Annotated in this window: 22 protein-coding genes and 1 riboswitch; of the genes, 12 read left to right on the forward strand and 10 right to left on the reverse strand. The window is 67.2% G+C overall.

Features of this window, described 5'->3' with window-relative positions; all coding sequences use genetic code 11:
• The first annotated feature begins 62 nt into the window (after positions 1–62).
• From J2S76_RS02670 to J2S76_RS02690, 5 genes are all read left to right on the forward strand, one after another.
• Entirely contained in the window at positions 63–806 is a 744-nt protein-coding gene (locus J2S76_RS02670; protein WP_307057257.1) for an alpha/beta fold hydrolase, read from the forward strand.
• 125 nt (positions 807–931) lie between these two features.
• Positions 932–1987, forward strand: coding sequence for an agmatinase (gene speB, locus J2S76_RS02675; protein ID WP_307057258.1), 1056 nt, complete (start codon positions 932–934; stop codon positions 1985–1987).
• On the forward strand, positions 1987–2787 hold the full coding sequence (locus J2S76_RS02680; protein WP_307057260.1) for a carbon-nitrogen hydrolase family protein: 801 nt from the start codon (positions 1987–1989) through the stop codon (positions 2785–2787). The genes speB and J2S76_RS02680 overlap by 1 nt, the downstream gene beginning before the upstream one ends.
• Before the next feature lie 114 nt (positions 2788–2901).
• On the forward strand, positions 2902–3045 hold the full coding sequence (locus J2S76_RS02685; RefSeq protein ID WP_307057263.1) for a hypothetical protein: 144 nt from the start codon (positions 2902–2904) through the stop codon (positions 3043–3045).
• A 144-nt stretch (positions 3046–3189) separates the two neighbouring features.
• Positions 3190–4539: an MFS transporter gene (locus tag J2S76_RS02690; protein ID WP_307057265.1), complete on the forward strand. Its 1350-nt coding sequence runs from the start codon at positions 3190–3192 to the stop codon at positions 4537–4539.
• 17 nt (positions 4540–4556) lie between these two features.
• On the opposite strand, the gene J2S76_RS02695 is transcribed toward J2S76_RS02690, so the two are convergent.
• The 6 genes from J2S76_RS02695 to kdpF form a co-directional block, all read right to left on the reverse strand.
• Positions 4557–5240, reverse strand: a complete 684-nt coding sequence (locus J2S76_RS02695; protein WP_307057267.1) for a response regulator — start codon at positions 5238–5240, stop codon at positions 4557–4559.
• Positions 5237–7933 carry a DUF4118 domain-containing protein gene (locus J2S76_RS02700; RefSeq protein ID WP_307057268.1) on the reverse strand — a complete coding sequence of 899 codons (2697 nt, stop codon included), beginning with the start codon at positions 7931–7933 and terminating at the stop codon, positions 5237–5239. The genes J2S76_RS02695 and J2S76_RS02700 overlap by 4 nt, the downstream gene beginning before the upstream one ends.
• A gap of 13 nt (positions 7934–7946) precedes the next feature.
• Complete coding sequence (gene kdpC, locus J2S76_RS02705; RefSeq protein ID WP_307057270.1) at positions 7947–8528, reverse strand: potassium-transporting ATPase subunit KdpC; 582 nt, start codon at positions 8526–8528, stop codon at positions 7947–7949.
• Positions 8529–8694: 166 nt separating this feature from the next.
• On the reverse strand, positions 8695–10755 hold the full coding sequence (gene kdpB, locus J2S76_RS02710; RefSeq protein ID WP_307057271.1) for a potassium-transporting ATPase subunit KdpB: 2061 nt from the start codon (positions 10753–10755) through the stop codon (positions 8695–8697).
• Positions 10756–10793: 38 nt separating this feature from the next.
• Entirely contained in the window at positions 10794–12503 is a 1710-nt protein-coding gene (kdpA, locus tag J2S76_RS02715; protein ID WP_307057274.1) for a potassium-transporting ATPase subunit KdpA, read from the reverse strand.
• Positions 12504–12537: 34 nt separating this feature from the next.
• Positions 12538–12654 carry a K(+)-transporting ATPase subunit F gene (gene kdpF, locus J2S76_RS02720; protein WP_307057276.1) on the reverse strand — a complete coding sequence of 39 codons (117 nt, stop codon included), beginning with the start codon at positions 12652–12654 and terminating at the stop codon, positions 12538–12540.
• 264 nt (positions 12655–12918) lie between these two features.
• Here kdpF and zigA point away from each other — a divergent pair, with 264 nt between their 5' ends.
• Together zigA and J2S76_RS02730 are read left to right on the forward strand one after the other, a co-directional pair.
• Complete coding sequence (gene zigA / locus J2S76_RS02725; protein WP_307057278.1) at positions 12919–14133, forward strand: zinc metallochaperone GTPase ZigA; 1215 nt, start codon at positions 12919–12921, stop codon at positions 14131–14133.
• Positions 14134–14307: 174 nt separating this feature from the next.
• Complete coding sequence (locus tag J2S76_RS02730; protein WP_307057280.1) at positions 14308–15996, forward strand: methyl-accepting chemotaxis protein; 1689 nt, start codon at positions 14308–14310, stop codon at positions 15994–15996.
• A gap of 67 nt (positions 15997–16063) precedes the next feature.
• Here J2S76_RS02730 and J2S76_RS02735 read toward each other — a convergent pair whose 3' ends face one another.
• The 3 genes from J2S76_RS02735 to J2S76_RS02745 all read right to left on the reverse strand — a co-directional run bounded on the left by J2S76_RS02735 (position 16064) and on the right by J2S76_RS02745 (position 20987).
• A complete protein-coding gene (locus J2S76_RS02735) occupies positions 16064–17185 on the reverse strand; it encodes a ribonucleotide-diphosphate reductase subunit beta (RefSeq protein WP_307057282.1) in 1122 nt (373 codons plus the stop codon).
• 139 nt (positions 17186–17324) lie between these two features.
• Entirely contained in the window at positions 17325–20204 is a 2880-nt protein-coding gene (locus tag J2S76_RS02740) for a ribonucleoside-diphosphate reductase subunit alpha (RefSeq protein ID WP_307057284.1), read from the reverse strand.
• A gap of 110 nt (positions 20205–20314) precedes the next feature.
• Positions 20315–20529, reverse strand: a riboswitch (cobalamin riboswitch).
• Positions 20530–20618: 89 nt separating this feature from the next.
• Positions 20619–20987 (reverse strand): response regulator, encoded by a 369-nt coding sequence (locus J2S76_RS02745; protein ID WP_307057286.1) that lies wholly within the window; start codon positions 20985–20987, stop codon positions 20619–20621.
• Positions 20988–21298: 311 nt separating this feature from the next.
• On the opposite strand from J2S76_RS02745, the gene rpsU reads away from it, so the two are divergent.
• From rpsU to J2S76_RS02765, 4 genes are all read left to right on the forward strand, one after another.
• Positions 21299–21580 carry a 30S ribosomal protein S21 gene (gene rpsU, locus J2S76_RS02750; protein ID WP_026221415.1) on the forward strand — a complete coding sequence of 94 codons (282 nt, stop codon included), beginning with the start codon at positions 21299–21301 and terminating at the stop codon, positions 21578–21580.
• Positions 21581–21764: 184 nt separating this feature from the next.
• A complete protein-coding gene (locus tag J2S76_RS02755; protein WP_018390742.1) occupies positions 21765–21974 on the forward strand; it encodes a cold-shock protein in 210 nt (69 codons plus the stop codon).
• A gap of 112 nt (positions 21975–22086) precedes the next feature.
• On the forward strand, positions 22087–22314 hold the full coding sequence (locus J2S76_RS02760; RefSeq protein WP_307057291.1) for a hypothetical protein: 228 nt from the start codon (positions 22087–22089) through the stop codon (positions 22312–22314).
• A gap of 18 nt (positions 22315–22332) precedes the next feature.
• Entirely contained in the window at positions 22333–22545 is a 213-nt protein-coding gene (locus J2S76_RS02765) for a hypothetical protein (protein WP_307057293.1), read from the forward strand.
• A 12-nt stretch (positions 22546–22557) separates the two neighbouring features.
• Here the strand turns inward: J2S76_RS02765 and J2S76_RS02770 are convergent, their stop codons facing one another.
• A complete protein-coding gene (locus J2S76_RS02770; RefSeq protein ID WP_307057295.1) occupies positions 22558–23154 on the reverse strand; it encodes a TetR/AcrR family transcriptional regulator in 597 nt (198 codons plus the stop codon).
• A gap of 137 nt (positions 23155–23291) precedes the next feature.
• On the opposite strand from J2S76_RS02770, the gene J2S76_RS02775 reads away from it, so the two are divergent.
• Entirely contained in the window at positions 23292–23699 is a 408-nt protein-coding gene (locus tag J2S76_RS02775) for a RidA family protein (RefSeq protein ID WP_370874679.1), read from the forward strand.
• Positions 23700–23710: the final 11 nt, after the last annotated feature.

Here is a 23710-nt window from a genome sequence, read left to right on the forward strand (position 1 = left end):
CCACGCTGGACGCGGCACGTGCCGGCCGCTACCACGCGCCACGGATTTTCGGAGGAAACGCCATGGCCACCTTCATTCTCATCCACGGCTCCTGGCACTGGGGCGGCTGCTTCCAGAAGGTGGCCAATCTTCTCGGTGCCGCCGGCCATGCCGTGATCGCCCCCGACCTCGCCAGCCATGGCTTCGACCCCACCCCCACCGCCGCCGTCACCGATATCGCGATCTACGCCGCCCCGGTGCGCGCGGCGCTGGAGGACATCGAGGGCAAGGCGATTCTCGTCGGCCATTCCGTCGGCGGGGCGACCTGCACATGGCTCGGCGAGGAAATGCCCGAGCGTATCGAGGCGCTGGTCTATCTCACCGGCTTCATGGCGCCGCACGGCAAGAGCGCCCGCGATTTCGTCATGACGCCGACCTATCTCAAGGACCCCGCCATCGTGGAGACGCAGGGCATGCTGCGGCTCGGCAAGGACGGGCTGGGCCTCGACCTCGCCCGCCGTGACCTCATCGCCCGCTCGCTCTATTCCGACTGCACCGAGCACGATATCGACCGCGCCTTGCCCAATCTCGTGCGCCTCACCCCGCACGCGCCCTTCGCCACCGTCTCGGCGATCACCCCGCACCGCTTCGGCACGCTGCGCCGGCACTATATCGAATGTCTCAGGGATCGCGGCCTGCCGCTCGCCGTGCAGCGGGAAATGCAGGCGGCCGTGCCCGGGGCAAAAGTGCATCAGCTCGACACCGGCCACTCGCCCTTTCTCAGCGCGCCGGAGGCGGTGGCAGAACTCTTATTGAACATCCGCTGAGCCCGCCGCGCCACACCTCGGCGGCATCCGGCAGGGGAAAGGCACGTGCCCCCTTTCCCCGTGGTGCCGGCACCCGCTAGCCTGACCGGACTTCCAGAAGCCACAAGGCTCCCAAAGAGGCACGAATGTCCGATCAGGAAAAGCTCGACAAGCTGCGGGCGAAATATGCCGGCGTCGGCGGCGGGGTCGTTTATGACGAAACCTTCAAGCGCGTCGCCGAGATGCAGTTCAAAGATGGCGAAAAGCGCGTCTGGCCCTGGGCCGGCGCCGCTACATTGCTTGACGCCCCCTATCGCCCGGACGTGCAGGAACAGGCCGATTTCGGCGGGCTCGACATGGCGCTTATCGGCGTGCCGATGGATCTCGGCGTCACCAACCGCGCCGGCGCCCGGCTCGGCCCGCGCGCCGTGCGCGCCATCGAACGCATCGGGCCCTATGAGCACGTGCTGAACATGGTGCCCGCCGCCGAGGCGAAGGTGGCGGATATCGGCGACGTGCCGTTCCGCTCGCGCTTCAGCCTCGATTCCTGCCATGAGGACATCGAGGCCTTCTACAAGAAGATCGTCGCGGCCGGCGTCATCCCGCTCTCGGTCGGCGGCGATCATTCGATCACTGGCTCCATCCTCAAGGCGGTGGGCGAGACGCGCCCGGTGGGAATGCTGCACATCGACGCCCATTGCGACACGTCTGGCACCTATGAGGGCGCCAAGTTCCACCATGGTGGCCCCTTCCGCACCGCAGTGCTGGACGGTGTGCTCGACCCCACTCGCACCATCCAGATCGGCATTCGCGGCGGGGCGGAATTCCTGTGGGAGTTCTCCTATGAGAGCGGCATGACCGTGATCCACGCCGAGGAGGTCACCGGCATGGGCGTGCCCGCCATCATCGCCAAGGCGAAACAGGTGCTCGGCGACGGCCCGGTCTATGTCTCCTTCGACGTCGACAGCCTCGACCCCGCCTTTGCCCCCGGCACCGGCACGCCTGAGATCGGCGGCCTCACCTCGCGCGAGGTGCTGGAACTGCTGCGCGGGCTGAACGGGCTCGATGTGATCGGCGGCGACGTGGTGGAAATCGCGCCGCAATATGACGCCACCTCCAACACCGCCCATGCGGCGGCGCAGGTTCTGTTCGAGATCTTCTGCATGGCGGTGACGGCGCACAAGGCACGGAAGGGTTCCTGATGCGGCTAGCCCTGTTGCAGACGGCCGGCGACCCGTCGAACGAACCCGCCGCCAATCTCGACCGCCTCGATACGGCCGCTGCCGAGGCGGCTGCGGGAGGCGCGGACCTCTTGCTGGCGCCGGAAATGTTCCTCACCGGCTACAATATCGGCCGGGAGGCGGCGCTGGCGAAGGCCGAGCCGGCGGAGGGGCCAAGCGCCCGCCGGGCCGGCGAGATCGCCCGCGCCCACGGCATCGGGCTCTGCTACGGCTATCCCGAATTGGGCGAAGGCGGCGCGATCTATAATTCCTGCCTGCTGATCGGCAAGGATGGCGCGCCGCTGCTGAACTTCCGCAAGACCCATCTATTCGGCGAACTCGACCGGGCGATGTTCGCGCCCGGCGAGGGCTCGGCGGAGGCAGTCTCCTTCGCCGGTTACAGGGTCGGCATGCTCATCTGCTACGACGTCGAGTTCCCGGAAGCCGTGCGGGCGCTGGCGCTGGCGGGGGCCGACCTTGTTCTGGTGCCGACCGCCAACATGAAGCCCTATGACGCCGTATCGCATGTCGTCGTGCCGGCGCGTGCCTTCGAGAACGAGCTTTTCGTCGCCTATGCCAATCGCTGCGGGGTTGAGGGCGCGCTCGACTATATGGGGCTGAGCTGCGTCGGCGATCCCCATGGCCTCAATCTGGCGATGGCCGGCGATAGTGAGGAACTTCTCTTCGCCGATCTCGACCCCGCGCAGCTGAAGGCGGCGCGGGCGATCAACACCCATGTCCCGGACCGACGCCCCGAGGTCTATCGCCGTCTGATTCCCTGAACACCCCGGACGGTTGGGCGCGGCATGGGCGGAACCCGATCCACCCGTGCCGCGTTCTGTTACCGCTCAGCCTTTCCGCACGTGGCGGTCAAGCCGAGGCAAACGGGGAAAACCATGAATCGAAATGTCCTGATCGTCGCCGTCATCGTGCTAGCGGGCGTGGCCGGCTTCTTCGCCTATCAAGCCTATGAGCGGGACCAGAACTCGCTGCAGATCGAAGTCGGGCCGGAGGGCGTGAAGGTCGATCCGCCGGGCTGACCGCGCACGGCACGGGGGCAGCCATTGCCACGAAACTGTGGCGCCCCCGGTGCTTTTCCGGACCCGATGCTCTAAAAGCGCCTCCGACATTAGACCGGCCGTGCCATGAGGGCGCGCAACCGGCTGCCGTTGCGGAGTGCCTTCATGTCGTTCACGTCAGCCGCCGGGCATGCCGGTGCCGTCGCCAATCCCCGCTCGCGCGTCATTTTGGCGAGCCTGATCGGCACCACCATCGAGTTCTATGACTTCTACGTCTACGCCACCGCGGCCGTGCTGGTGTTTCCGCATCTGTTCTTCCCGCCCGGCAATGACACGACGGCGCTGCTGGCCTCCTTCGCCATCTTCGGCGCCGCCATGGTGGCACGCCCGCTCGGCGCCATATTCTTCGGCCATCTCGGCGACAAGCGCGGGCGCAAGGTGACACTGGTCGGCGCCCTGCTCACCATGGGCATCGCCACCTTCCTCATCGGCCTGCTGCCGACCTTCCACCAGGTCGGCTGGTTCGCCCCGGCCCTCCTGGTGGTGATGCGCCTCGCGCAGGGTTTCGCGCTCGGCGGCGAATGGAGCGGCGCCGCGCTGGTCGCGACCGAGAACGCCCCGCCCGGCAAGCGCGCGGTCTACGGCACCTTCCCGCAGCTTGGCGCGCCGCTCGGCTTCATCCTCGCCAATGGCCTGTTCCTCATCATTGCGGCCGCGCTGCCCTCGGACGACCCGACGCGCCCGTCGAATGCGTTCCTGGAATGGGGCTGGCGCATTCCCTTCCTGTTTTCCATCGTCATGGTGGCAGTCGGCCTGTGGGTGCGGCTGCACCTGGTGGAGAGCACGGCCTTCAAGAAGACGGTGACGGACGGCAAGGTGCACAAGCTGCCGCTGGCCTTGGTGTTCCGCACCCATTTCCGCCAGCTGGTGCTCGGCACGTTCTACATGCTGGCGACCTATGTGCTGTTCTACCTGATGACCACCTTCTCGCTCAGCTATGGCCGCGCCGGCACCGGTGCCGCCCTGCCCGGGCTTGGCTACGACTACACGACCTTCGTGCTGATGATGATCATCGGTGTCGTGTTCTTCGGCATCTTCACCCTGCTCTCGGGCCCCTGGGCGGAGCGCTGGGGCCGCCGCCGGACGCTGATCGCGGTGACGCTCGCCATCATCGTCTTCGGCCTGACCTGGGTGCCGATGCTCGCCGCCGGTCCGGTCGGGGTGATGGCCTGGCTCATTCTCGGCTTCAGCCTGATGGGCATGACCTTCGGCCCGATGGGCGCTCTGCTGCCGGAACTGTTCCCGGCCAATGTGCGCTACACCGGCTCGGGCATCGCCTATAACGTCTCGTCCATCCTCGGCGCGGCGGTCGCACCCTTCATCGCCATCGCGCTGTGGTCGTGGGGCGGGGGCAGCCCGTTCTGGGTCGGCATCTACCTCTCAGCGATGGCGGGCCTCACCCTCATCGCGCTGCTGCTCGGCAGCGAAACCCGCGACATCGACATCGAGGCGTAGCGAATGCGCCGGGCAGGTTACTCTCCTGCCCGGTAGCCGACCCCCGGCTCGGTGATGATCAGCGTGGGATTGGCCGGGTCAGTCTCCAGCTTGGCGCGGAGCTGGCCGACATAGACCCGCAGATACTGCGTGTCATGCTCATGTGCCGGGCCCCACACCGCGCGCAATATGTGGCGATGGGTCAGCACCTTGCCGGCATGGCGCGAGAGAAAGGCCACCAGTTCGAATTCCTTGGGCGTGAGCTTGATCTCCTCGCCCGCGCGCAGCACCCGATGGCGCGGAATGTCGATCTCCACCACTCCCAGCCGCAGCACCGGCGTCTCGCCCTTGTCCTGCATCCGGTGGCGCAGCGCGGCGCGCAGGCGCGCCATCAGCTCGCCCATGCCGAAGGGCTTGTTGATGAAATCGTCGGCGCCGAGGTCGAGTGCCTCGATCTTCTCCACCTCGCGGTCGCGGGCGGAGAGCACGAGGATGGGAACGGGCGTCCATTCGCGCAGGCGGCGGATCACCTCCTTGCCGTCCATGTCGGGCAGGCCGAGGTCGAGAATCACCACGTCCGGCTGGCGATTGGCCACCAGCGCGAGCGCCTGCGCGCCGGTGTCGGCCCGCAGCGCCTCATAACCATTGGCCGCCAGCGCCGGCGCCATGAAGCGGTGGATCGCCGGCTCGTCGTCCACAACAAGCACGGTGCCCGCGCTCATGCCTCATCCTCCGGCGTCGCGGCCTGCGGGGACAGCGGCAGCCGCAGCGCGATGCGGGCACCGTTGGTCTGGCCCGGCGCGGGGCTGCGCGCCGCGACCGATCCCCCATGGGCCTCGACGATACCACGGGTGATGGCAAGCCCGAGCCCAGAGCCGTCGCCGCCATCGCCCGCACCGCGCGGGGCGCGCACGAACTTCTCGAACACATGCGGCAGCGTCTCGGCCGGAATGCCCGGCCCGTCATCGGTGACCGCGATCACCATCTGACCGTCGATCACCGTGGCGGAGAGGCGGATGCGCGCGCCGGCACCGGCATAGCGCACGGCATTGGCGACGACATTGCCGAGTGCCTGGTCCATCAGGCTCGGATCGGCCTCGATCAGCGGCAGGCCGGGGGCGCTGGTGACGACGAAGCGCTGGCGCGCGCCGCGCTTCTTCACCGTGGCGACGGCCCGGTTCATCAGTTCCACCACGTCCACCCAGTCGCGCCGTATGTCGAGCGCGCCGGCCTCCAGCCGTGTCATCGAGAGCAGGTTGCGCACCATCAGGTCGAGGTTCTCGGCCTCCTCGCGCATCTGCACCAGCAGGTCGCGGCGCGCCGGCTCGGGAATGCCGGGTCCATAATCGAGCAGGCTGGTCGCCGCGCCGAGGATGGAGGCGAGCGGGGTGCGGAAATCATGGCTGATGGACGCCAGCAGGATGTTGCGCACCCGCTCGGTCTCGGCGGCGGTCCGCACCCGCGTCACCTCGGCCGAGAGCAGGGTGCGCAGCAGCGCCGCCGCCGTCTGCTCGGCCAGCGTGCCGAGAAGGCCCGCGCTCTCGGTATCGAGCGGCGCAATGCCGTCATGCTCGATGCCGACGACGCCGATGCGCGCGCCACGCTCACCCCCACCCAATGGCAGAAAAAGCCAGGGCGCGCGCGGCAGGGTGCCGGTGCCCGCGCCTGCCGCCTCGCCATGGTCGAAGGCCCAGCCGGCCGCCGTCATCGAGGCGGTGTCGAGCCGGTCTTCCGGTGGCCAGGCGGCCGTCAGCGCGAGCGCGCCCTCCTGCGCCAGCAGGAGGACGCTGGCCCGCCCGAGCGCGGCGTGCAGTTCCACCACGGCCGCCTCTGCCACCGAATTCCGGTCCGGCAGCGCCGCGAGCTTGCGGGTGAAATCATAGAGCCGCCGTGTCGCCCGCATGCGCTGCGCAGCGAGCCGCGCCTGCTCGCGGGCCCGGCCGGCAATGGTCGAGATGATCACCGCCACGATGAGGAACACCAGCAGCGCCAGCAATTCGTGGGGGCGGGCGATGGTGAAGGTTTCCACCGGGTCGATGAAGAAGAAATTATAGGCGAGGAAGGACAGCCCTGAGGCGAGGATAGCTGGCCACACGCCATGCAGCAGCGCCGGCAGCAGCACGGCGAGCAGATAGAGCATGGAGACATTGGGCAAAGCGACGAAGCGGGTCACCACCAGGCCGAGCAGCGTCGCCGCCGCCACGCCCAGCCCGGCGGTGACATAGCCGGCCAGTGGGCCGGCCGGCGCCAGCCGGGAGCGCCAGCCGGTACGCGCCTCCCCCGCCTCGGCGGTGACGACATGGATGGCGATGCCAGCGGAGCCGCGCACCAGCGCGTCCGACAGCGGCCGTCTCAGGGCACTGAGCGGCCAGCGGCGCCGGGCCTTGCCGATGATGATCTGGGTGACATTCTCGAACCGGGCGAAGCGCAGCACTTCGGCCGCCACATCCGCCGCCACCAGCGAACGCACCTCGGCGCCGAGGCTTTCGGCGAGACGCAGGCCGGCATCCAGCTTCTGCCGGTCGAGGCTCGCCATCACATGGCCGGGGCGCTCCACCGTCACCGCGAACCAGGCGGCGTCCATCAGGTCGGCGAGGCGTTTGGCCTCGCGCACCACCCTCTCTGCCGCCATATCCGGCCCGACACAGACCAGCAGCCGCTCGCCCGCCGCCCACGGCCCCTCGATCGCCGCGCCCTGCATGCGCTCGACCAGATCGCTGTCGACCTGCGCCGCCACCCGGCGCAGGGCGAGTTCGCGCAGGGCGGTCAGGTTGCTCGGCTTGAAGAAGCTCTGCACCGCACGGGTAGCGGTATCCTCGACATAGACCTTGCCGTCCGCCAGCCGCTTCAGCAGCTCGTCGGAAGGAAGGTCGACGAGGATGAGCTCGTTCGCCTTGCTCAGCGCCGCGTCCGGCACGGTCTCGCGCACCCGCACGCCGGTGATGCGCTGCACCACGTCGTTGAGGCTCTCGACATGCTGGATGTTCAGTGTCGTCCACACGTCGATGCCGGCGGCGAGCAGGTCCTGCACATCCTGCCAGCGCTTGGGATGGCGCGAGCCCTCGACGTTCGAGTGGGCATACTCGTCGACCAGCAGCAGCCCCGGCCGCCGGGCCAGCGCCGCTTCGAGATCGAATTCCGGCACCAGACGGCCGCGATAGGCCATGCCCTTGCGCGGCAGCATTTCCAGCCCGGCGGTCAGCGCCTCGGTCTCGGCGCGGCCATGGGTCTCGACAAGGCCGACCACGACATCGCGGCCGCCCGCTTGGGCGGCGCGGGCGGCGGAAAGCATCGCATAGGTCTTGCCGACCCCCGGGGCAGCGCCGAGAAAGATGCGCAGCTTGCCGCGCGCCTCACGTTCAGCGGCGGCAAGCAGGGCGTCCGGATCCGCGCGAGGGGCTCCCTCACCGCTCATTCTCATCTCCGTCTCACGAGCGCGGCGCATCCTTGGCGAGCGCGTCGAGCGCCAGGTTCAGCGCCAGCACATTGACGCGCGGCTCGCCGAACACGCCGAGTTGCGGGCGCTCTATGTGCGCCTCGACGAGGGCGCGCACAACGCCCGCGTCGAGCGCCCGCGCGCCGGCGACGCGCGACACCTGCGCCAGCGCGTTGGCGGGAGAGACGTGCGGGTCGAGCCCGCTGCCGGAGGTGGTCACCGCGTCGACGGGAACCGGGCCGGCGAGGCCGGCCGCACGCAGCGCCGCGGCATCGGCCTTCAGCCGCTCCGCCAGCTTGGCGCTGGTGGGCGCGAGATTGCTGCCCGACGAAGCGGCGGCGTCATACCCATTGCCCGCCACCGAGGGGCGCGGGTGGAAATAGCCGGCACCGGCGGTGGTCTGGCCGATCAGCGCCGAGCCGACGACCACGCCGTCGCGGGTAATCAGCGAGCCATTGGCCTCTCGCGGAAACAGCGCCTGCGCGGCCTGGGTCAGCGCCAGCGGATAGGCGATGCCGGTGAGCAGGGTGAAGGCGATGAGCAGTGTCACCGCCGGGCGGAGATAGGTGAGCATGTGGTTATCCTCAAAGTTCTGTCCGGTTCCGTCCGGGCGACGTCATCCTGAGGTGCCCGGCCATCGGCCGGGCCTCGAAGGATGCTCGTCCGGTTCGCTTGGATGACCATCCTTCGAGGCTCGCTTTGCGAGCACCTCAGGATGACGGCGCGCCACGAGTGGATGTTCACGCCAGGCCGATCGCCACCAAAGCCAGGTCGATCAGCTTGATGCCGATGAAGGGCAGCGCGAGCCCGCCCAACCCATAGATGGCGAGGTTGCGCGCCAGCACCGCCCCGGCCTCGCCCGGCCGGTAGGCCACGCCGCGCAGGGCGAGCGGGATCAGCGCGATGATGATCAGCGCGTTGAAGATCACCGCCGAGAGAATGGCGCTCTGCGGCGACGCCAGCCCCATCACGTTCAGCACGCCGAGTTCGGGAATGGCGGCGATGAACAGCGCCGGGATGATGGCGAAGTACTTCGCCACATCATTGGCGATGGAGAAGGTGGTGAGCGCCCCGCGCGTCATCAGCAGCTGCTTGCCGATGCCGACGATCTCGATCAGCTTGGTCGGGTCGCTGTCGAGGTCCACCATGTTGCCGGCCTCGCGCGCCGCCTGCGTGCCGGACTGCATGGCGACGCCGACATCGGCCTGCGCCAGAGCCGGCGCGTCATTGGTGCCGTCGCCGCACATGGCGACCAGCCGCCCCTGGCGCTGCTCGGTGCGGATATAGGCCAGCTTGTCCTGCGGGGTGGCCTCGGCGATGAAATCATCGACGCCGGCCTCGGAGGCGATGGCGGCGGCGGTCACGGGGTTGTCGCCCGTCACCATCACCGTGCGGATGCCCATGCGGCGCAGTTCCGCGAAACGCTCCTTGATGTCCGGCTTCACCACATCCTTGAGGTGGATGACGCCGAGCAGCCGGCCATTCTCGGCCAGCCCCAGCGGCGTACCGCCGGAGCGGGCGATCCGCTCCACAGCGGCATCGAAGGCGGCGATGCCGGTGGAGGCGTGCGGGTCGACCCCATGCACGAAGCGCTTGATTGCGTCGACCGCGCCCTTGCGGATGCGCCGGTCGGCAACGTCAACGCCCGAGAGCCGGCTCGCCGCCGAGAACGCCACGAAGCTCGCCCCGTCGAGCGCCGCCGCCTCCGGCGTGATGCCGTAGACCTCGCGCGCCAGTGCCAGGATAGAGCGTCCTTCCGCCGTCTCATCGGCTAGGCTGGCCTGCACCGCGATCAGCGCCGCCTCGTGCGGATTGATGCCGGGAACCGGGATGATCTCCGACGCCATGCGGTTGCCGAAGGTGATGGTGCCGGTCTTGTCGAGCAGCAGCGTGTCGACATCGCCCGCCGCCTCCACCGCCCGGCCGGACATGGCGAGCACATTGTGGCGGATCAGCCGGTCCATGCCGGCAATGCCGATGGCGGAGAGCAGGCCACCAATCGTGGTCGGGATCAGCGTCACCAATAGCGCCACCAGCACCGGCACCGGCACGTCGGCGCCGGCATAGCGCCCAAGCCCCGCCAGCGAAACCACGGCGATGAGGAAGATCAGCGTCATGCCGACCAGCAGCACGGAGAGCGCCAGTTCGTTCGGCGTCTTCTGCCGCTCGGCGCCTTCCACCAGCGCGATCATCCGGTCGAGGAAGGAGGAGCCGGGCGCGGCGGTGATCCGCACCACCAGCCAGTCGGAGATGACCGTGGTGCCGCCGGTAACGGCCGAACGATCGCCGCCGGATTCGCGGATCACAGGCGCACTCTCGCCCGTTATCGCGGCCTCGTTGACCGAGGCGATGCCCTCGACGATCTCACCATCACCGGGGATGAGGTCACCGGCTGCGACCAGCACATGGTCGCCGACCTTGAGGTCGAGTGCCGACACCGTCTCGCTGGCACGACGGTCCGCCGGATCGCGCAGGCGATGCGCCACCGTATCGGTGCGCGCCTTGCGCAAGGAGTCGGCCTGGGCGCGTCCCCTGCCCTCTGCCAGAGCTTCAGCGAAGGTGGCGAACAGCACGGTGAACCAGAGCCACGCCATGATCTGGCCGGTGAAGGCCAGCGGGTTGCCGGCGACAAGATCACGGACGAACAGCACGGTGACGAGGGCGGCGACGACCTCGGTGACGAAGATCACCGGGTTGCGCATCAGCGCCGCCGGGTTGAGCTTGACGAGGGCATCGCGCGCCGCCCGCCCGATCAGCTCGGGCGAGGCGAAGGCGGAGGTCGCCTTGGTTTGGGTGGACATGGGAGTCTCTCCGAAGCGGCGGGATCAGAAGGTCTTGCTCAAAAGGTCTTGCCGGCCAGCATCTGCACCTGCTCGGCGATTGGGCCGAGGGCGAGAGCGGGGAAGAACTGCAAGCCGCCGAGAATGAGGATGATGCCGACCATCAGCCCGACGAAGAGCGGACCATGGGTCGGGAAGGTGCCGGTGGAGGCGGCAAGCCGCGTCTTGGCGGCGAGCGAGCCGGCGATCGCCATCATCGGCACGATATAGGCGAAGCGCCCGCACAGCATGGCGAGGCCGAGCGTGGTGTTCCACCAGGGCGAGTTCGCCGAGAGGCCGCCAAAGGCCGAACCATTATTCCCGGCCGCCGAGGAATAGGCATAGAGGATTTCCGACAGGCCATGCGGGCCGGCATTGCCGAGGCCGGACAGCGCCGCCGGCAGCACCGCCGCAACGCCCGAGAAGCCGAGAATGGCCGCCGGCAGGATGAGAATGGCGAGCATGGCCATCTTCACCTCCTTCGCCTCGATCTTCTTGCCGAGATATTCCGGCGTGCGCCCGACCATCAGGCCGGCGACGAACACCGCGAGGATCGCCATGACCAGCAGGCCATAAAGCCCCGAGCCGACACCGCCCGGCAGAATCTCGCCGAGCTGGATCAGGAACAGCGGCACCATGCCGCCGAGCGGGGTGAAGGAGCCGTGCATGGCGTTCACGCCGCCATCGGACAGGCCGGTTGTGACTGAAGCGAACAGCGCCGAGGCGGAAAGACCGAAGCGAACCTCCTTGCCCTCCATATTGCCGCCGGTGGGATCGATGCCGGCCGCGACCAGCGAAGGGGTGCCGGCCGCTTCCGCCCAATAGGTGATGGCGATGCCGGCGATAAGGATGATGCCGATGGCGGCCACCAGCGCCCGCGCCTGGCGCCGGTCGCCTATCAGCCGGCCGAAGGCGAAGACCAGCGCGGCGGAGATGACCAGCATCTGCCAGATCTCCAGCGCATTGGAGAGCGGGCTGGGATTTTCGAACGGGTGCGCGGCATTGACGTTGAAGAAGCCGCCGCCATTGGTGCCGAGCTGCTTGATCGCCATCTGCGAGGCCACGGGCCCGGTGGCTATCGTCTGCTGGGCACCGTCCAGCGTGGTCGCCACCACGGTGGCGTCGAGCGTCTGCGGCACACCCATGCCCACCTGCACCAGCGCCGTGAGCACCGCCAGCGGCAGCAGCACATAGAGCACCGAGCGGGTCATATCGACGAAGAAATTGCCCACGCCCGGCGCGTTGGAGCGAGCAAAAGCCCGCACCAGCGCCACCGCCAAAGCGAGCCCGGTGGCGGCGGAGAGAAAGTTCTGCACGGTGAGCCCAGCCATCTGGCTGAACAGGCTCATCGTGGTTTCGCCGCCATAGGCCTGCCAATTGGTGTTGGTGACGAAGCTGACCGCCGTGTTGAAGGCAAGGTCGGGGGCGAGGCCGGCAAAGCCGAGCGGGTTGAACGGCAGCACCCCCTGCAGCCGCAGCAACGCATAAAGCAGCACCACGCCGGCCGCATTGAAAGCGAGCATGGCGAGGGTGTAGCCGAGCGCGCTCTGCTCACGGGCCGGGTCGACCCCGGCGAGGCGGTACAGCACCCGCTCGAACGGTCCGAGCAGGGCGGACAGCAGCGTGCGCTCGCCGGCATAGATGCGCGCCATATGGGCGCCGAGCGGCACGGCGGCGACGAGCACGAGCGCGAGAATGATGGCTATCTGAAGCCAGCCTTGGACGGTCATGGCATGTGGACTTTCGCGAAGAGGGAAGAGCCGGTCAGAACCTCTCGGGCCGCAGCAGGGCGGTCACGAGGTAGACGGCAAGAGCGAGGGCGACGGTGCCGCCGAGCAGAAGATCGAACATGGCCTCACCCCAGTGATGCGAAGCGGGCATAGGCCGCCATCAGCAGGAAGAAGCCGATGGCGAGGGCGAGATAGACGAGATCGAGCATGGGTCCAGCTCCCGGTTAGGCTGGCAATTCATCTAGGCCGGGCGGGATAAGCGTTCGATCCGAATTGCCGGGTCGCCCCGTAAAGACCGCATAAAGACGGGTAGCCGGGTGGCTCTCCCCTCCCGTGGCGCCCGCGGTTCCGCGCTTGCGCAGACGCGCTCCACGTGCAACTGATACAATATATCATTTGCTCGTGGAGCGTACCTATGTCCGATACCCGTCTTCCGGTCACGGTGCTTTCCGGCTTTCTCGGCGCCGGCAAGACCACCCTGCTCAACCATGTGCTGGCGAACCGCGAAGGGCTGCGCGTCGCGGTCATCGTCAACGACATGTCGGAGGTGAACATCGACGCCGAGCTGGTGCGGGCGGGCGACGCCAATCTCTCGCACACGCAGGAAAAGCTGGTCGAAATGACCAATGGCTGCATCTGCTGCACCCTGCGCGACGATCTGCTCGCCGAAGTGAAGCGCCTCGCGGGTGAAGGCCGCTTCGATTATCTCCTCATCGAATCCACCGGGATCGCCGAGCCGCTTCCCGTCGCCGCCACCTTCGAGTTCCGCGACGAGGATGGCTTTTCGCTGTCGGACGTCGCCCGGCTCGACACCATGGTCACGGTGGTCGACGCGGCCAACCTCTTGAAGGATTTCGGCTCGCGCGACTTCCTGCGCGACCGCGGCGAAGTGGCGGGCGAGGAGGACAGCCGCACGCTGGTGGACCTGCTCACCGACCAGATCGAGTTCGCCGACGTCATCGTGCTCAACAAGGTCTCCGACGTCGCCCCGGCGCGCCGCAAGGAGGTGCGGGCCGTGGTCAAGGCGCTGAACCCGGATGCGCTCATCATCGAGAGCGACCAGGCCAATGTGCCGATGAAGGACATTCTCGGCACCGGCCGCTTCGATTTCGAGCAGGCGCATGAGCACCCGACCTGGTTCAAGGAACTGAACGGTTTCAAGGACCATGTGCCGGAAACCGAAGAATACGGCATTTCCAGCTTCGTCTACCGTGCCCGCCGGCCGTTCCACCCGGAGAAGTTCAACGCCTTCCTCGCCCGCACCTGGCCGGGGCTGGTCCGCGCCAAGGGGCTGTTCTGGCTGGCGACGCGGCCGCGCCGGGTGGGCGAGATGTCGCTGGCCGGCGCCATCTGCCGCACCGGCTCGATCGGCCAGTGGTGGGCGGCGATCCCCACCGAGCACTGGCCGACGCAGCCCGATTGGCGGAGCTGGCTGCGCCAGCACTGGACGCCCGGCTATGGCGACCGCCGGCAGGAGCTGGTCTTCATCGGCGTGAACCTGGACGAGGCCGCGATCCGCGCCGCGCTCGACGCCTGCCTCGTCGGCCCGCTCAAGCCCACTTTGTTCGACCCCGAGCCGCTGAAATACCTGCCGGACCCGTTCCCGGACTGGGAGCGCGTGCCGGCCTGAGGCGGGAGCGGTGGCGCCGCCCCAGTCCGACAGAGGGCGTTATGCCGGGCGAACGATAATCATCCGAAACGGAGCGAAAAGCCGCCGTTCATTGCCGGATCGGATCTGGTTGTCTCCACTGATTTTCCCCGGAGGTTTAAGGAGACCGCTCCAAACGAAATCGGGTCGCAGGCGATGGCACTCCCTCAATATCGCGTATCTCAATGGGCGGCTCTTTGCAGCCTCCTCATCGTCACCAGCACGCTCGTCACGTTCATCGTTGCCGCTATGGGCTTCAATGCGGCGCGTATCGGCAGTCCCACCTATGACAGAATAATCGCCGGCAAAGACATCATCGCCGACATATTGCCGCCGCCGCTCTACGTCGTCGAGGCCAACCTCGAAGCGCTGATCGCCCTGAGCAAGCCCCACACCGCCGCCGCCCGTGCGGCGCGCTTTGCCCAGCTGAATCGGGATTTTGATGCCCGCATAACCTATTGGGACGGTCAGGTGCTGCCGCCCGAACTGAGCAGCGCCATCGACAAGATCGACGCGACGGCGGCTCCGTTCTGGAAGATCGGCGCGACGGAGCTGTTCCCGGCGCTCGTCGCGGGGGACACCGCACGTGCGGCGCAGGCGGCAGAGCGGATGGGCGACGCCTATACTGTCCATCGCCTCGCGGTCGATGCCACTGTTCTCATGGCCGAGGGCTTCGCCGCCGCCAATCAGGCGGATGCGGAGACAACCATCCGCGAGACGATTCAGGCAAGCAGTGCCGCCGGCCTGGCAACGCTCGCGCTGGTCCTGTTTTCCCTGTTCGCCGTCATCTTCCGGCTCACCCGACCGCTGGCGGAACTTGCCGGCGCGCTGGCGGCCTTGGCATCGGGCAACCGCGCCGTCGCGATACAGGGGCTCGCCCGCAAGGACGAACTGGGCGAACTCGCCCGCGGCCTCGACGAGTTCCGCCACACCCTCGAGGAGGGCGACAGAATGCGGAACGCCCAGGCCGACGCGGCCAGGCGCAGCGCCGCGCAGCTTACCGCCGAGCGTCACGCCCTGGCGGAGGCGTTCGAAGAATGCATGGGTGCTCTCGCCGAGGGCTTCGTCGCCTCCTCGAAAGAGGTTCACGGCGCAGCACAGCAACTGTCGCAGGCGGCCGAGGGAGCGGCCCGACAGGCGCAGATCGTGGCGAACGCCGCCGATGAATCGACCGGCAGCGTACGATCGATCGCCGCAGCCACAGAGCAAATATCCTGCTCGGTCAACGAGATACTGGGCCGGACGGCCGAATCGTCGGGCATCTCCACTCAGGCTGCGCAGGAAGCTGAGGTCATGCGGGCCAACATCCAGGGTCTCATGCAATCGGCCGACGCCATCGGGCAGGTCATCCATCTCATCAGCGCCATCGCTTCGCAGACCAATCTGCTGGCGCTCAATGCCACCATTGAAGCGGCCCGTGCCGGCGACGCCGGACGCGGCTTCGCGATCGTGGCGACCGAAGTGAAGCAGCTCGCAGCTCAGACCGCAGCGGCCACCGAAGAAATCGGCCAGAAGATCGGCGACATCCAGGCCGCAACCAGCCAGACCGTCGCCTCGGTCGAGACGATCGCGGCCACCGTCGAGAAAATCCGCGCGATTTCCGCTCTAGTGGGGTCGGCTGTTGAAGAACAGGGAGCGACCACGTCCAACATCGCGGTCAACACCCAACGGGCTGCACAACGAAGCGAGGACGTGAATACCGGCATTGGCGGCCTGGGAACCGCCGCGCGCACCGTCGGCGCAGCGTCCAGCCAGATGATCGGCCTCTCCGACGCGCTCTCGAGCCGGGCGAGCCGGCTGCGGGACGAGGTGGCGACGTTCGTGCTGAACCTGCGCGCAAGCTGACGGATGGGCGCGCTGGCGCCGGCCCGAGGCCCCTCCCCGGCGGCGGGCCACGCCGCCGGGCCTGCCGTCAATCCCAGGCCAGCGCGCCGCCATTCTGGTACTCGATCACGCGGGTCTCGAAGAAGTTCTTCTCCTTCTTGAGATCCATCGCCTCGCTCATCCAGGGGAACGGGTTCTCCACCTCGGCGAAGACCGGGGCGAGGCCGAGCTGGGCGCAGCGGCGATTGGCGATGAAGTGCATGTACTGCTCGCACAAGGCCGCGTTCAGCCCGAGGAACCCGCGCGGCATCGTGTCCCTTCCATAGGCGGCTTCCAGCTCGGCGGCGTCGGTGAGCATGGCGCGCACCTCGTCCTGAAAGGCGGGCGTCCACAGGTGCGGGTTTTCGGCCTTGATCTGGTTGATCACGTCGATGCCGAAGTTCAGGTGCAGGCTCTCATCGCGCAGGATGTACTGGTACTGCTCGGCAATTCCGACCATCTTGTTGCGCCGGCCGAGCGAGAGGATCTGGGCGAAGCCGGTGTAGAACCACATCCCCTCGAACACGACATAGAACGCCACGAGGTCACGCAGAAACTGCTGGTCGGCCTCCAGCGTGCCGGTGGCGAAGGCGGGGTCGTCGAGGCTCTGCGTGTGCTTCAGCGCCCACGCCGCCTTGTCGGTGATCGAGGGCACCTCGCGGTACATGTTGAACAACTCGCCCTCGTCGAGGCCGAGGCTTTCCACGATGTACTGGAAGGTGTGGGTGTGCACCGCCTCCTCGAAGGCCTGGCGCAGCAGATATTGCCGGCATTCGGGATTGGTGAGGTGGCGGTAGATCGCCAGCACGATGTTGTTGGCCACCAGCGATTCCGAGGCGGCGAAGAAGCCGAGATTGCGCTTGAGCATGCGCCGCTCGTCCTCGGTCAGCCCGTCGCGCGACTTCCACAGCGCGATGTCCGCCTGCATAGACACCTCGGTCGGCATCCAATGATTGTTGCAGCCGGCGAGGTACTTCTCCCACGCCCATTTGTATTTCAGCGGCAGAAGCTGGTTCACGTCGGCGCGGGCATTGATCATCCGCTTCTCATCCACCGTGACCCGGGCGGCGCCGCGTTCGATCGCGCCGAGTCCGGTGGCGTCGGCGGCCGATGGCGCAAGGTCGGGCGGCAGGGGCCGGGCGGCCGGCGGGGTATCGGACCAGTCGAGCATGGAAGTTCCTTGTGGGAAAAGTTGGCCGTCATGCCCGGGCTTGAAACGGGCATCCACGCGGCCTGGAGATGATTGCGAGCCGAAGGCGGGGATGGCCGGGTGAAGCCCGGCCATGACGTCGCACAGGGATGGTGCCGGCCTATTGGCAGGCTTCGCAGTCGGGATCGTTGATGGAGCAGGCCGGTCCGAAGGCGCTCTCGGGCACCGCAATCGGCGCCGCCGCCATTGCCGCCGACACGGCGTTGAGCTTGCCGTCCGTGCCCTTCAGCGTCGATTTCTCGACATGGCTGGCGGAGCGCGCCCGCAGATAATAGGTGGTCTTCAGGCCCCGCTTCCACGCCAGCCGGTAGGTCTCATCGAGCACGCGGCCGGAAGGGTTGGCGACGTAGATATTGAGCGACTGCGACTGGTCGATCCATTTCTGCCGCCGCGCCGCCGCCTCGATCAGCCAGGCGGGCGCGATCTCGAAAGCCGTGGCGTAGAGCGCCTTCAGTTCGACCGGGATGCGGTCGATCGGCCCGACGCTGCCATCGTAGTATTTGAGGTCCGACACCATCACCTCGTCCCACAGACCGCGCGCCTTCAGGTCGCGCACGAGGGCGGCGTTCACCACGGTGAAGTCGCCGGACATGTTCGATTTCACGAACAGGTTCTGATAGGCCGGCTCGATCGACTGCGACACGCCGCAAATGTTGGAAATCGTCGCCGTCGGCGCGATCGCCATGGTGTTGGAGTTGCGCAGGCCGGTGGTCTTCACCCGTTCGCGCAGCCCTTCCCAGTCGAGCGTCGCGGAGCGGTCGAGGTCCAGCCCGCCGCGCGCTTCCGCCAGCAATTCGATCGAGTCGATCGGCAGCACGCCCTTCGACCAGAGCGAGCCCTCGAAGGAAGGGTAGCGCCCACGCTCCTGAGCGAGGTCGCAGGAGGCTCGAAGCGCGTGGAAGCTCACCGCCTCCATGCTGGTATCGGCAAAGCGCACCGCCGCGTCCGAGCCATAGGGAATGCGCAGCGCCTGCAGCGCGTCCTGGAAGCCCATGATGCCAAGCCCCACCGGACGGTGGCGCAGATTGGAGCGGCGCGCCTCCGGAATGGTGTAGAAATTGATGTCGATGACATTGTCGAGCATCCGCATCGCCGTCGTCACCGTGCGCGCCAGCCGCGCCTGGTCGAGCCCGTCCGGCGTGACATGGGCGAGAAGGTTCACCGAGCCGAGATTGCACACCGCCACCTCGTCGGCGCTCGTGTTGAGCGTGATCTCGGTGCAGAGGTTGGACGAGTGCACCACGCCCACATGGCCCTGCGGCGAGCGGATGTTGCACGGGTCCTTGAAGGTGATCCAGGGATGGCCGGTCTCGAACAGCAGGGTCAGCATGCGCCGCCAGAGGTCGAGCGCCCGCACCTGCCGGAACACCTTCATCTCGCCGCGCGCCGCCTTCGCCTCATAGGCCTCATAGGCGCCCTTGAACGCCCGGCCGGTGAGGTCGTGCAGGTCCGGGGTCTCGTCTGGCGAGAACAGCGTCCACGGCCCGTCCGCCTCCACCCGCTGCAGAAACAGGTCCGGCACCCAATTGGCGGTGTTCATGTCATGGGTGCGGCGGCGGTCGTCGCCGGTGTTCTTTCGCAGGTCGAGGAATTCCTCGATGTCGATATGCCAGGTTTCCAGATAGGCGCAGACCGCGCCCTTGCGCTTGCCGCCCTGGTTCACCGCGATGGCGGTGTCGTTGGCCACCTTGAGGAAGGGCACCACCCCCTGGCTCTCGCCATTCGTGCCCTTGATATGGGCGCCGAGGCCGCGCACCCGCGTCCAGTCATTGCCGAGCCCGCCTGAGTATTTCGCCAGCAGGGCGTTGTCCTTGATCGCCTTGAAGATGCCATCGAGATCGTCCGGCACGGTGGTGAGAAAGCAGGAGGAGAGCTGCGGGCGCAGCGTGCCGGCATTGAACAGCGTCGGGGTCGAGGCCATGAAGTCGAAGGAGGACAGCAGACGGTAGAACTCGATCGCCCGCGCCTCGCGATCCACCTCGCGCAAGGCCAGCCCCATGGCGACGCGCATGAAGAAGGCCTGCGGCAGCTCGAAGCGGGTGCCGCGCGCGTGCAGGAAATAGCGATCATACAGCGTCTGCAGGCCGAGATAGTCGAATTGCAGGTCACGCGCGGGGAGCAGCGCCGCCGCGATGCGGTCGAGGTCGAAGCGGCCGAGTTCGGGGTCGATCAGTTCCTCGGCAATGCCGCGCTGGAGATAGGCGCGGAAATAGTCGGGGTAGCGCGCCGCCATCTCGCGCTGCGTCGCCTGCGCCGGCCGGCCGTCGAGAAAGCTCAGCGCCTCGCGGCGCAGCTTGTCGCCGAGTAGGCGGGCGGACACCTTGGCATAGTTGGGCTCGGTCTCGATCAGCGTGCGGGCGGCGAGAATCGGGGCCAGCGCCAGCTCGTCGACGCTGATGCCGTCATAAAGGTTGCGGCGGGTCTCGTTGAGGATGGCGGCGGCGGAGACATCGGCGAGCCCCTCCGTCGCCTCGGCCAGCACCGCCTCCAGCCGGGCGGCGTCAAGCGGCACCCGCGCCCCGTCGGCCGTGGTCATCGACAGCGCCGTTGTCAGCGCCGGAAGCGAGACGGAGGCCGCCTTTGCCGCCGCCCGCTCGCGCGCCCGCTCCTCGCGGTAGAGCACATAGGCGCGCGCGACCTTGTGGTGCTCGCCGCGCATCAGCGCCAGTTCCACCTGATCCTGCACGTCCTCGATGTGGAAGCTGCGCCCGGAATCGGCGCGGCGGGTAAGGCCGGCGACGATCTGGTCGGTCAACTCGGCAACGATGTCATGCACACGGCGCGAGGCAGCCGCGCCCGAGCCTTCCACGGCGAGGAAGGCCTTGGTCAGCGCCACGGCGATCTTCGAGGCATCAAACGGCGTCACCGCGCCGTTGCGGCGGATGAGCTGATAGCCCGGCGTGCTGGAAGGGGCCGCCGCTGGCGCGGCGGAAACCGGCACGTGGCCGGGCAGGTTCTCGGCGTCGAGAGAAAGAGACATCGGCTAACCCCAAGATCATTGGGGGCAAAGGCCGAGCGGACGCATCGGCGCGTCGGCGGCACGAGGCACCGGCGGACGCGCGAACGCACCACCGGGACACCCCGCCCAGGGACGATTATATTGCTACGGCAGGTCTCCTGGCTCACGGGTAAAGCGCCTCTCGTCCGGCCTTCCCGAAGCGCGCGGCCTCAGTGACACGGTTTGGACGACAGACTCGCCGCTGACAGTTGCGGGGGCAGCGCCGGCCTCGCCTAGCATGGCTCACCGGCTTCCCTCTTAGCCCTCTCGCCTTGCGACTCGAAGGACCGTAACGCCTACATATAGGCAGCCAGCCCCGCACGACGTCAAGATATGGACGCACATGTCCTCAGCAGCGTGGAGCCGCGCGGCCAATAGCGACGCGCGACCTCGCGCTCACACCGCCCCGCCGGCCAGCATCCCCTGCATGGAGCGGGCGATGTCGGCGGGTATGTAGGGCTTGGCGAAGAACAGGCTGCCGGGGGGAAGCTCGGCCTTGCCGGCGATCCGGTTGCCTGACGTGACGATGATATGCACCGGGGGCCAGCGCTCGCGCACCGCCGCCGAGAGCTTCAGCCCGTCCATGCTGCCGGGCATGTCGATATCGGTGAACACCAGCCGGATTTCCCGGACTGTTTCCAGAATTCTCAGCGCCTGGTCGGCACTGGCGGCCTCATGCACCTCGAAACCTTTTTCGGCGAGGTAGTCGGCGATGTCGAAGCGCAGGAGCGCCTCGTCCTCGACCACCAGCACTGCGATTGGCATACTCAAAAACCCCGGTGCCGGCGCATGATTCATCGCGGCAATGACAGGCAACGCGGCATGCGGGAGAACGATCCCGTGATTTTTTCCAAACCACCTTTTTGTGAGGCGGCGCCGTATGCGCCGGTAACCGCGCGGGAAATCACGCGCGCGGCTTGTCGGCCATGGCGTGATGGCGCTATGTAGGGCCTGAAGATGTCGCGTCCCGCCGGGCCGCACTTCCCATCGCTGCGTCTTGCTTCTGTGAGGCGCAGCCGTGTCGGTTCCAACGAGCCGCCCAACCAGCAGCTGCGCTGCATGTGATCGGACAAGAATTGCAGGTCCTCGTTCGCGACAACAATGTCGAACAAGCCATGAGGGTTTTGAAGAAGAAGATGCAGCGCGAAGGCATCTTCCGCGAGATGAAGGCGCGCCGCGCTTACGAGAAGCCGTCCGAGCGGCGCAATCGTGAAGACGCCGAGGCCATCCGCCGGACCAAGAAGGCCGCGCGCAAGCAGGCCATTCGCGACGGGCTCATCGCCGCACCGAAAAAGAAGCCGTTGATCGGCCGTGGCCTGCCCCGCCCCGGCGCCCCCAGCGCCCCGGCCGCCGAGTAAAAATAAATCTTGCGGGGGTTGTGAGAACACCACATCCTCTGTACGATAAGGCATCGATCTTGGACGTTGAACTTTGTTTTGCGCACATGTGCGCCGTAGCGAACTTCCTCTCAAATCGATGTCAACCTGATGCTCGCATGCGTGCGGGCACTCAAATCACTATGTCGACTGAAAGGATTTAGTCATGGCTACGGGTACTGTGAAGTGGTTTAACGGCCAGAAGGGCTTTGGTTTCATTCAGCCGGACAACGGCGGGCCGGACGTGTTCGTTCACATCTCCGCGGTCGAGCGCGCGGGCCTGATGGGCCTGAACGAAGGCCAGAAGGTGTCTTACGAGCTCGAGACCGATCGCCGCAGCGGCAAGAGCTCGGCCGGCAGCCTCAAGGCTGCGTGAGGACATTGCTTCCGGTCTTTGACCACGGATGTACTGGCAACGACCGTTGAGGCAGTAGTGGAAAGGCCGGGGAAACCCGGCCTTTTTTTGCGTTTACGAAGGGAAGTTCAACATGCCCAAAAAAGCGCAGGAGACACCCTTCAAGCCGAAGATGTCTCAATCTGAAAGCAAGGCCGATTCCGTTTCCCGGATCGCCATGTCGTTGATCGAGCACGAATCGGTGGCCCGCGAAGCCAAGATCACCCGCCTGCGGGAGGCGCGCCTGGCCAAGGAGGCCGCCGAGCGCAGCCTCGCCGCCACGGCGGCTCCCAAACCCACCCGCCGCACCGTCAAGCGTTAGTCTCCCGCGAAAGCTGCCATGCCTGCTGACCTGAACGACCCCATGACCCTGAAGCTCAAGACGCTGCGCAACCGGCTGCTGACCGAGCAACGCGATCTGATTTCCATCGCCGCCGAGATCAACGCCCTGCCCTCCGACAAGACGATCCAGAAGATCGCCAGCCTCGAAGTCGCTATCGGTGCCGTCGAATCGATGCTCGACGAGGAAGCCGGCGAGCGGACGGCGAAATAGCGACAGGCCGGTTCAGCCCGGCTTTGCCAGCAGACCCTGCGCCAGACAGCGAAACGCCTCGATCGCCTTGGGCAGCGCGCGTTCCGGGGAGGAACTCGCCGCCGTCCACAGCGCCGCGTTCAGCGCCGCGCCATTGATCAGCCAGGCCGCCGCCGCCGGGTCCACCGGCTTCAGCACGCCGTCGGCGATCAGCCCTTCCACCGTGCGACGGGTCGTCTCAAGGCAGGCGTTCTGGCTCGGCCATTGCGCGGGATCGCCGAGCACGGCCGGGCCGTCGAGCAGCACGATGCGCTGCACCTCCGGCTCCAGCGCCATCTCGATATAGGCCACTCCCTCGGCGAGCAGCCCTTCCCATGGCGTGGCGGCGCGGGCGGCGATGGCCTGTGCGCGGGCGGCCATTTCAGCGTCGATCTGCTGCACCACGGCGGCCAGAAGTCCGCGCTTGTCGCCGAAATTATGGTAGAGCGCCCCGCGCGTCAGCCCAGCCGCCGCCGTCAGATCGTCCATAGAGGCCTCGGCATAGCCCTTTTCGGCAAAGGCCCTGCGCGCCGCCGCAACCAGCCTGGCGCGGGTCTCTTCCATCTTTTCCGCCCGTCGTCCCACGGCCATGTCGCGCTCACCTTCCACACGGGCACGAGCGCCCATTGACATACGCGCCGTATGCGAACACTCTCACATACGAAACGTATATCAGATCATCCCGCCCTCGCAAAAGCCGGAGCGGCAGGTCGAAACGAAAGGACACGATGATGCGCGACGCCGTTTTCCCCGCCGGCAGGCACGCCCTCTATGAGGCCCATGGTTATTCCGCAGCTGTACGCTCGGGCGACCTCTTGTTCGTATCGGGACAGGTGGGCAGCCGCACGGATGGCAGTCGCGAGCCCGAATTCGCCCGCCAGGTGGAACAGGCCTTCGCCAACCTGCGGGCGACTCTCGCCGCCGCCGGCTGCAGCTTCGACGATGTCATCGACGTGACCACCTTCCACACCGATCCCGAAAATCAGTTCGACACCGTTCTGGCGGCAAAGGCGCAGGCCTTTCCCGCCGCGCCCTTTCCCGCCTGGACCGCCATCGGGGTGAACTGGCTTGCCGGCTTCGACTTCGAGATCAAGGTGATCGCGCGTTTGCCCGTCCCGGCAGCGTCGGCGGACTGACCGGCCGAGCT

This window comes from Ancylobacter vacuolatus, assembly GCF_030813595.1.
GTDB lineage: Bacteria > Pseudomonadota > Alphaproteobacteria > Rhizobiales > Xanthobacteraceae > Ancylobacter > Ancylobacter vacuolatus.

Coding starts and splice junctions, on each gene's coding strand:
- J2S76_RS02670 (WP_307057257.1), top strand. CDS start 63: ATGGCCACCTTCATTCTCATCCACGGCTCCTGGCACTGGGGCGGCTGC.
- speB (WP_307057258.1), top strand. CDS start 932: ATGTCCGATCAGGAAAAGCTCGACAAGCTGCGGGCGAAATATGCCGGC.
- J2S76_RS02680 (WP_307057260.1), top strand. CDS start 1,987: ATGCGGCTAGCCCTGTTGCAGACGGCCGGCGACCCGTCGAACGAACCC.
- J2S76_RS02685 (WP_307057263.1), top strand. CDS start 2,902: ATGAATCGAAATGTCCTGATCGTCGCCGTCATCGTGCTAGCGGGCGTG.
- J2S76_RS02690 (WP_307057265.1), top strand. CDS start 3,190: ATGTCGTTCACGTCAGCCGCCGGGCATGCCGGTGCCGTCGCCAATCCC.
- J2S76_RS02695 (WP_307057267.1), bottom strand. CDS start 5,240: ATGAGCGCGGGCACCGTGCTTGTTGTGGACGACGAGCCGGCGATCCAC.
- J2S76_RS02700 (WP_307057268.1), bottom strand. CDS start 7,933: ATGAGCGGTGAGGGAGCCCCTCGCGCGGATCCGGACGCCCTGCTTGCC.
- kdpC (WP_307057270.1), bottom strand. CDS start 8,528: ATGCTCACCTATCTCCGCCCGGCGGTGACACTGCTCATCGCCTTCACC.
- kdpB (WP_307057271.1), bottom strand. CDS start 10,755: ATGTCCACCCAAACCAAGGCGACCTCCGCCTTCGCCTCGCCCGAGCTG.
- kdpA (WP_307057274.1), bottom strand. CDS start 12,503: ATGACCGTCCAAGGCTGGCTTCAGATAGCCATCATTCTCGCGCTCGTG.
- kdpF (WP_307057276.1), bottom strand. CDS start 12,654: ATGCCCGCTTCGCATCACTGGGGTGAGGCCATGTTCGATCTTCTGCTC.
- zigA (WP_307057278.1), top strand. CDS start 12,919: ATGTCCGATACCCGTCTTCCGGTCACGGTGCTTTCCGGCTTTCTCGGC.
- J2S76_RS02730 (WP_307057280.1), top strand. CDS start 14,308: ATGGCACTCCCTCAATATCGCGTATCTCAATGGGCGGCTCTTTGCAGC.
- J2S76_RS02735 (WP_307057282.1), bottom strand. CDS start 17,185: ATGCTCGACTGGTCCGATACCCCGCCGGCCGCCCGGCCCCTGCCGCCC.
- J2S76_RS02740 (WP_307057284.1), bottom strand. CDS start 20,204: ATGTCTCTTTCTCTCGACGCCGAGAACCTGCCCGGCCACGTGCCGGTT.
- J2S76_RS02745 (WP_307057286.1), bottom strand. CDS start 20,987: ATGCCAATCGCAGTGCTGGTGGTCGAGGACGAGGCGCTCCTGCGCTTC.
- J2S76_RS02755 (WP_018390742.1), top strand. CDS start 21,765: ATGGCTACGGGTACTGTGAAGTGGTTTAACGGCCAGAAGGGCTTTGGT.
- J2S76_RS02760 (WP_307057291.1), top strand. CDS start 22,087: ATGCCCAAAAAAGCGCAGGAGACACCCTTCAAGCCGAAGATGTCTCAA.
- J2S76_RS02765 (WP_307057293.1), top strand. CDS start 22,333: ATGCCTGCTGACCTGAACGACCCCATGACCCTGAAGCTCAAGACGCTG.
- J2S76_RS02770 (WP_307057295.1), bottom strand. CDS start 23,154: ATGGCCGTGGGACGACGGGCGGAAAAGATGGAAGAGACCCGCGCCAGG.
- J2S76_RS02775 (WP_370874679.1), top strand. CDS start 23,292: ATGATGCGCGACGCCGTTTTCCCCGCCGGCAGGCACGCCCTCTATGAG.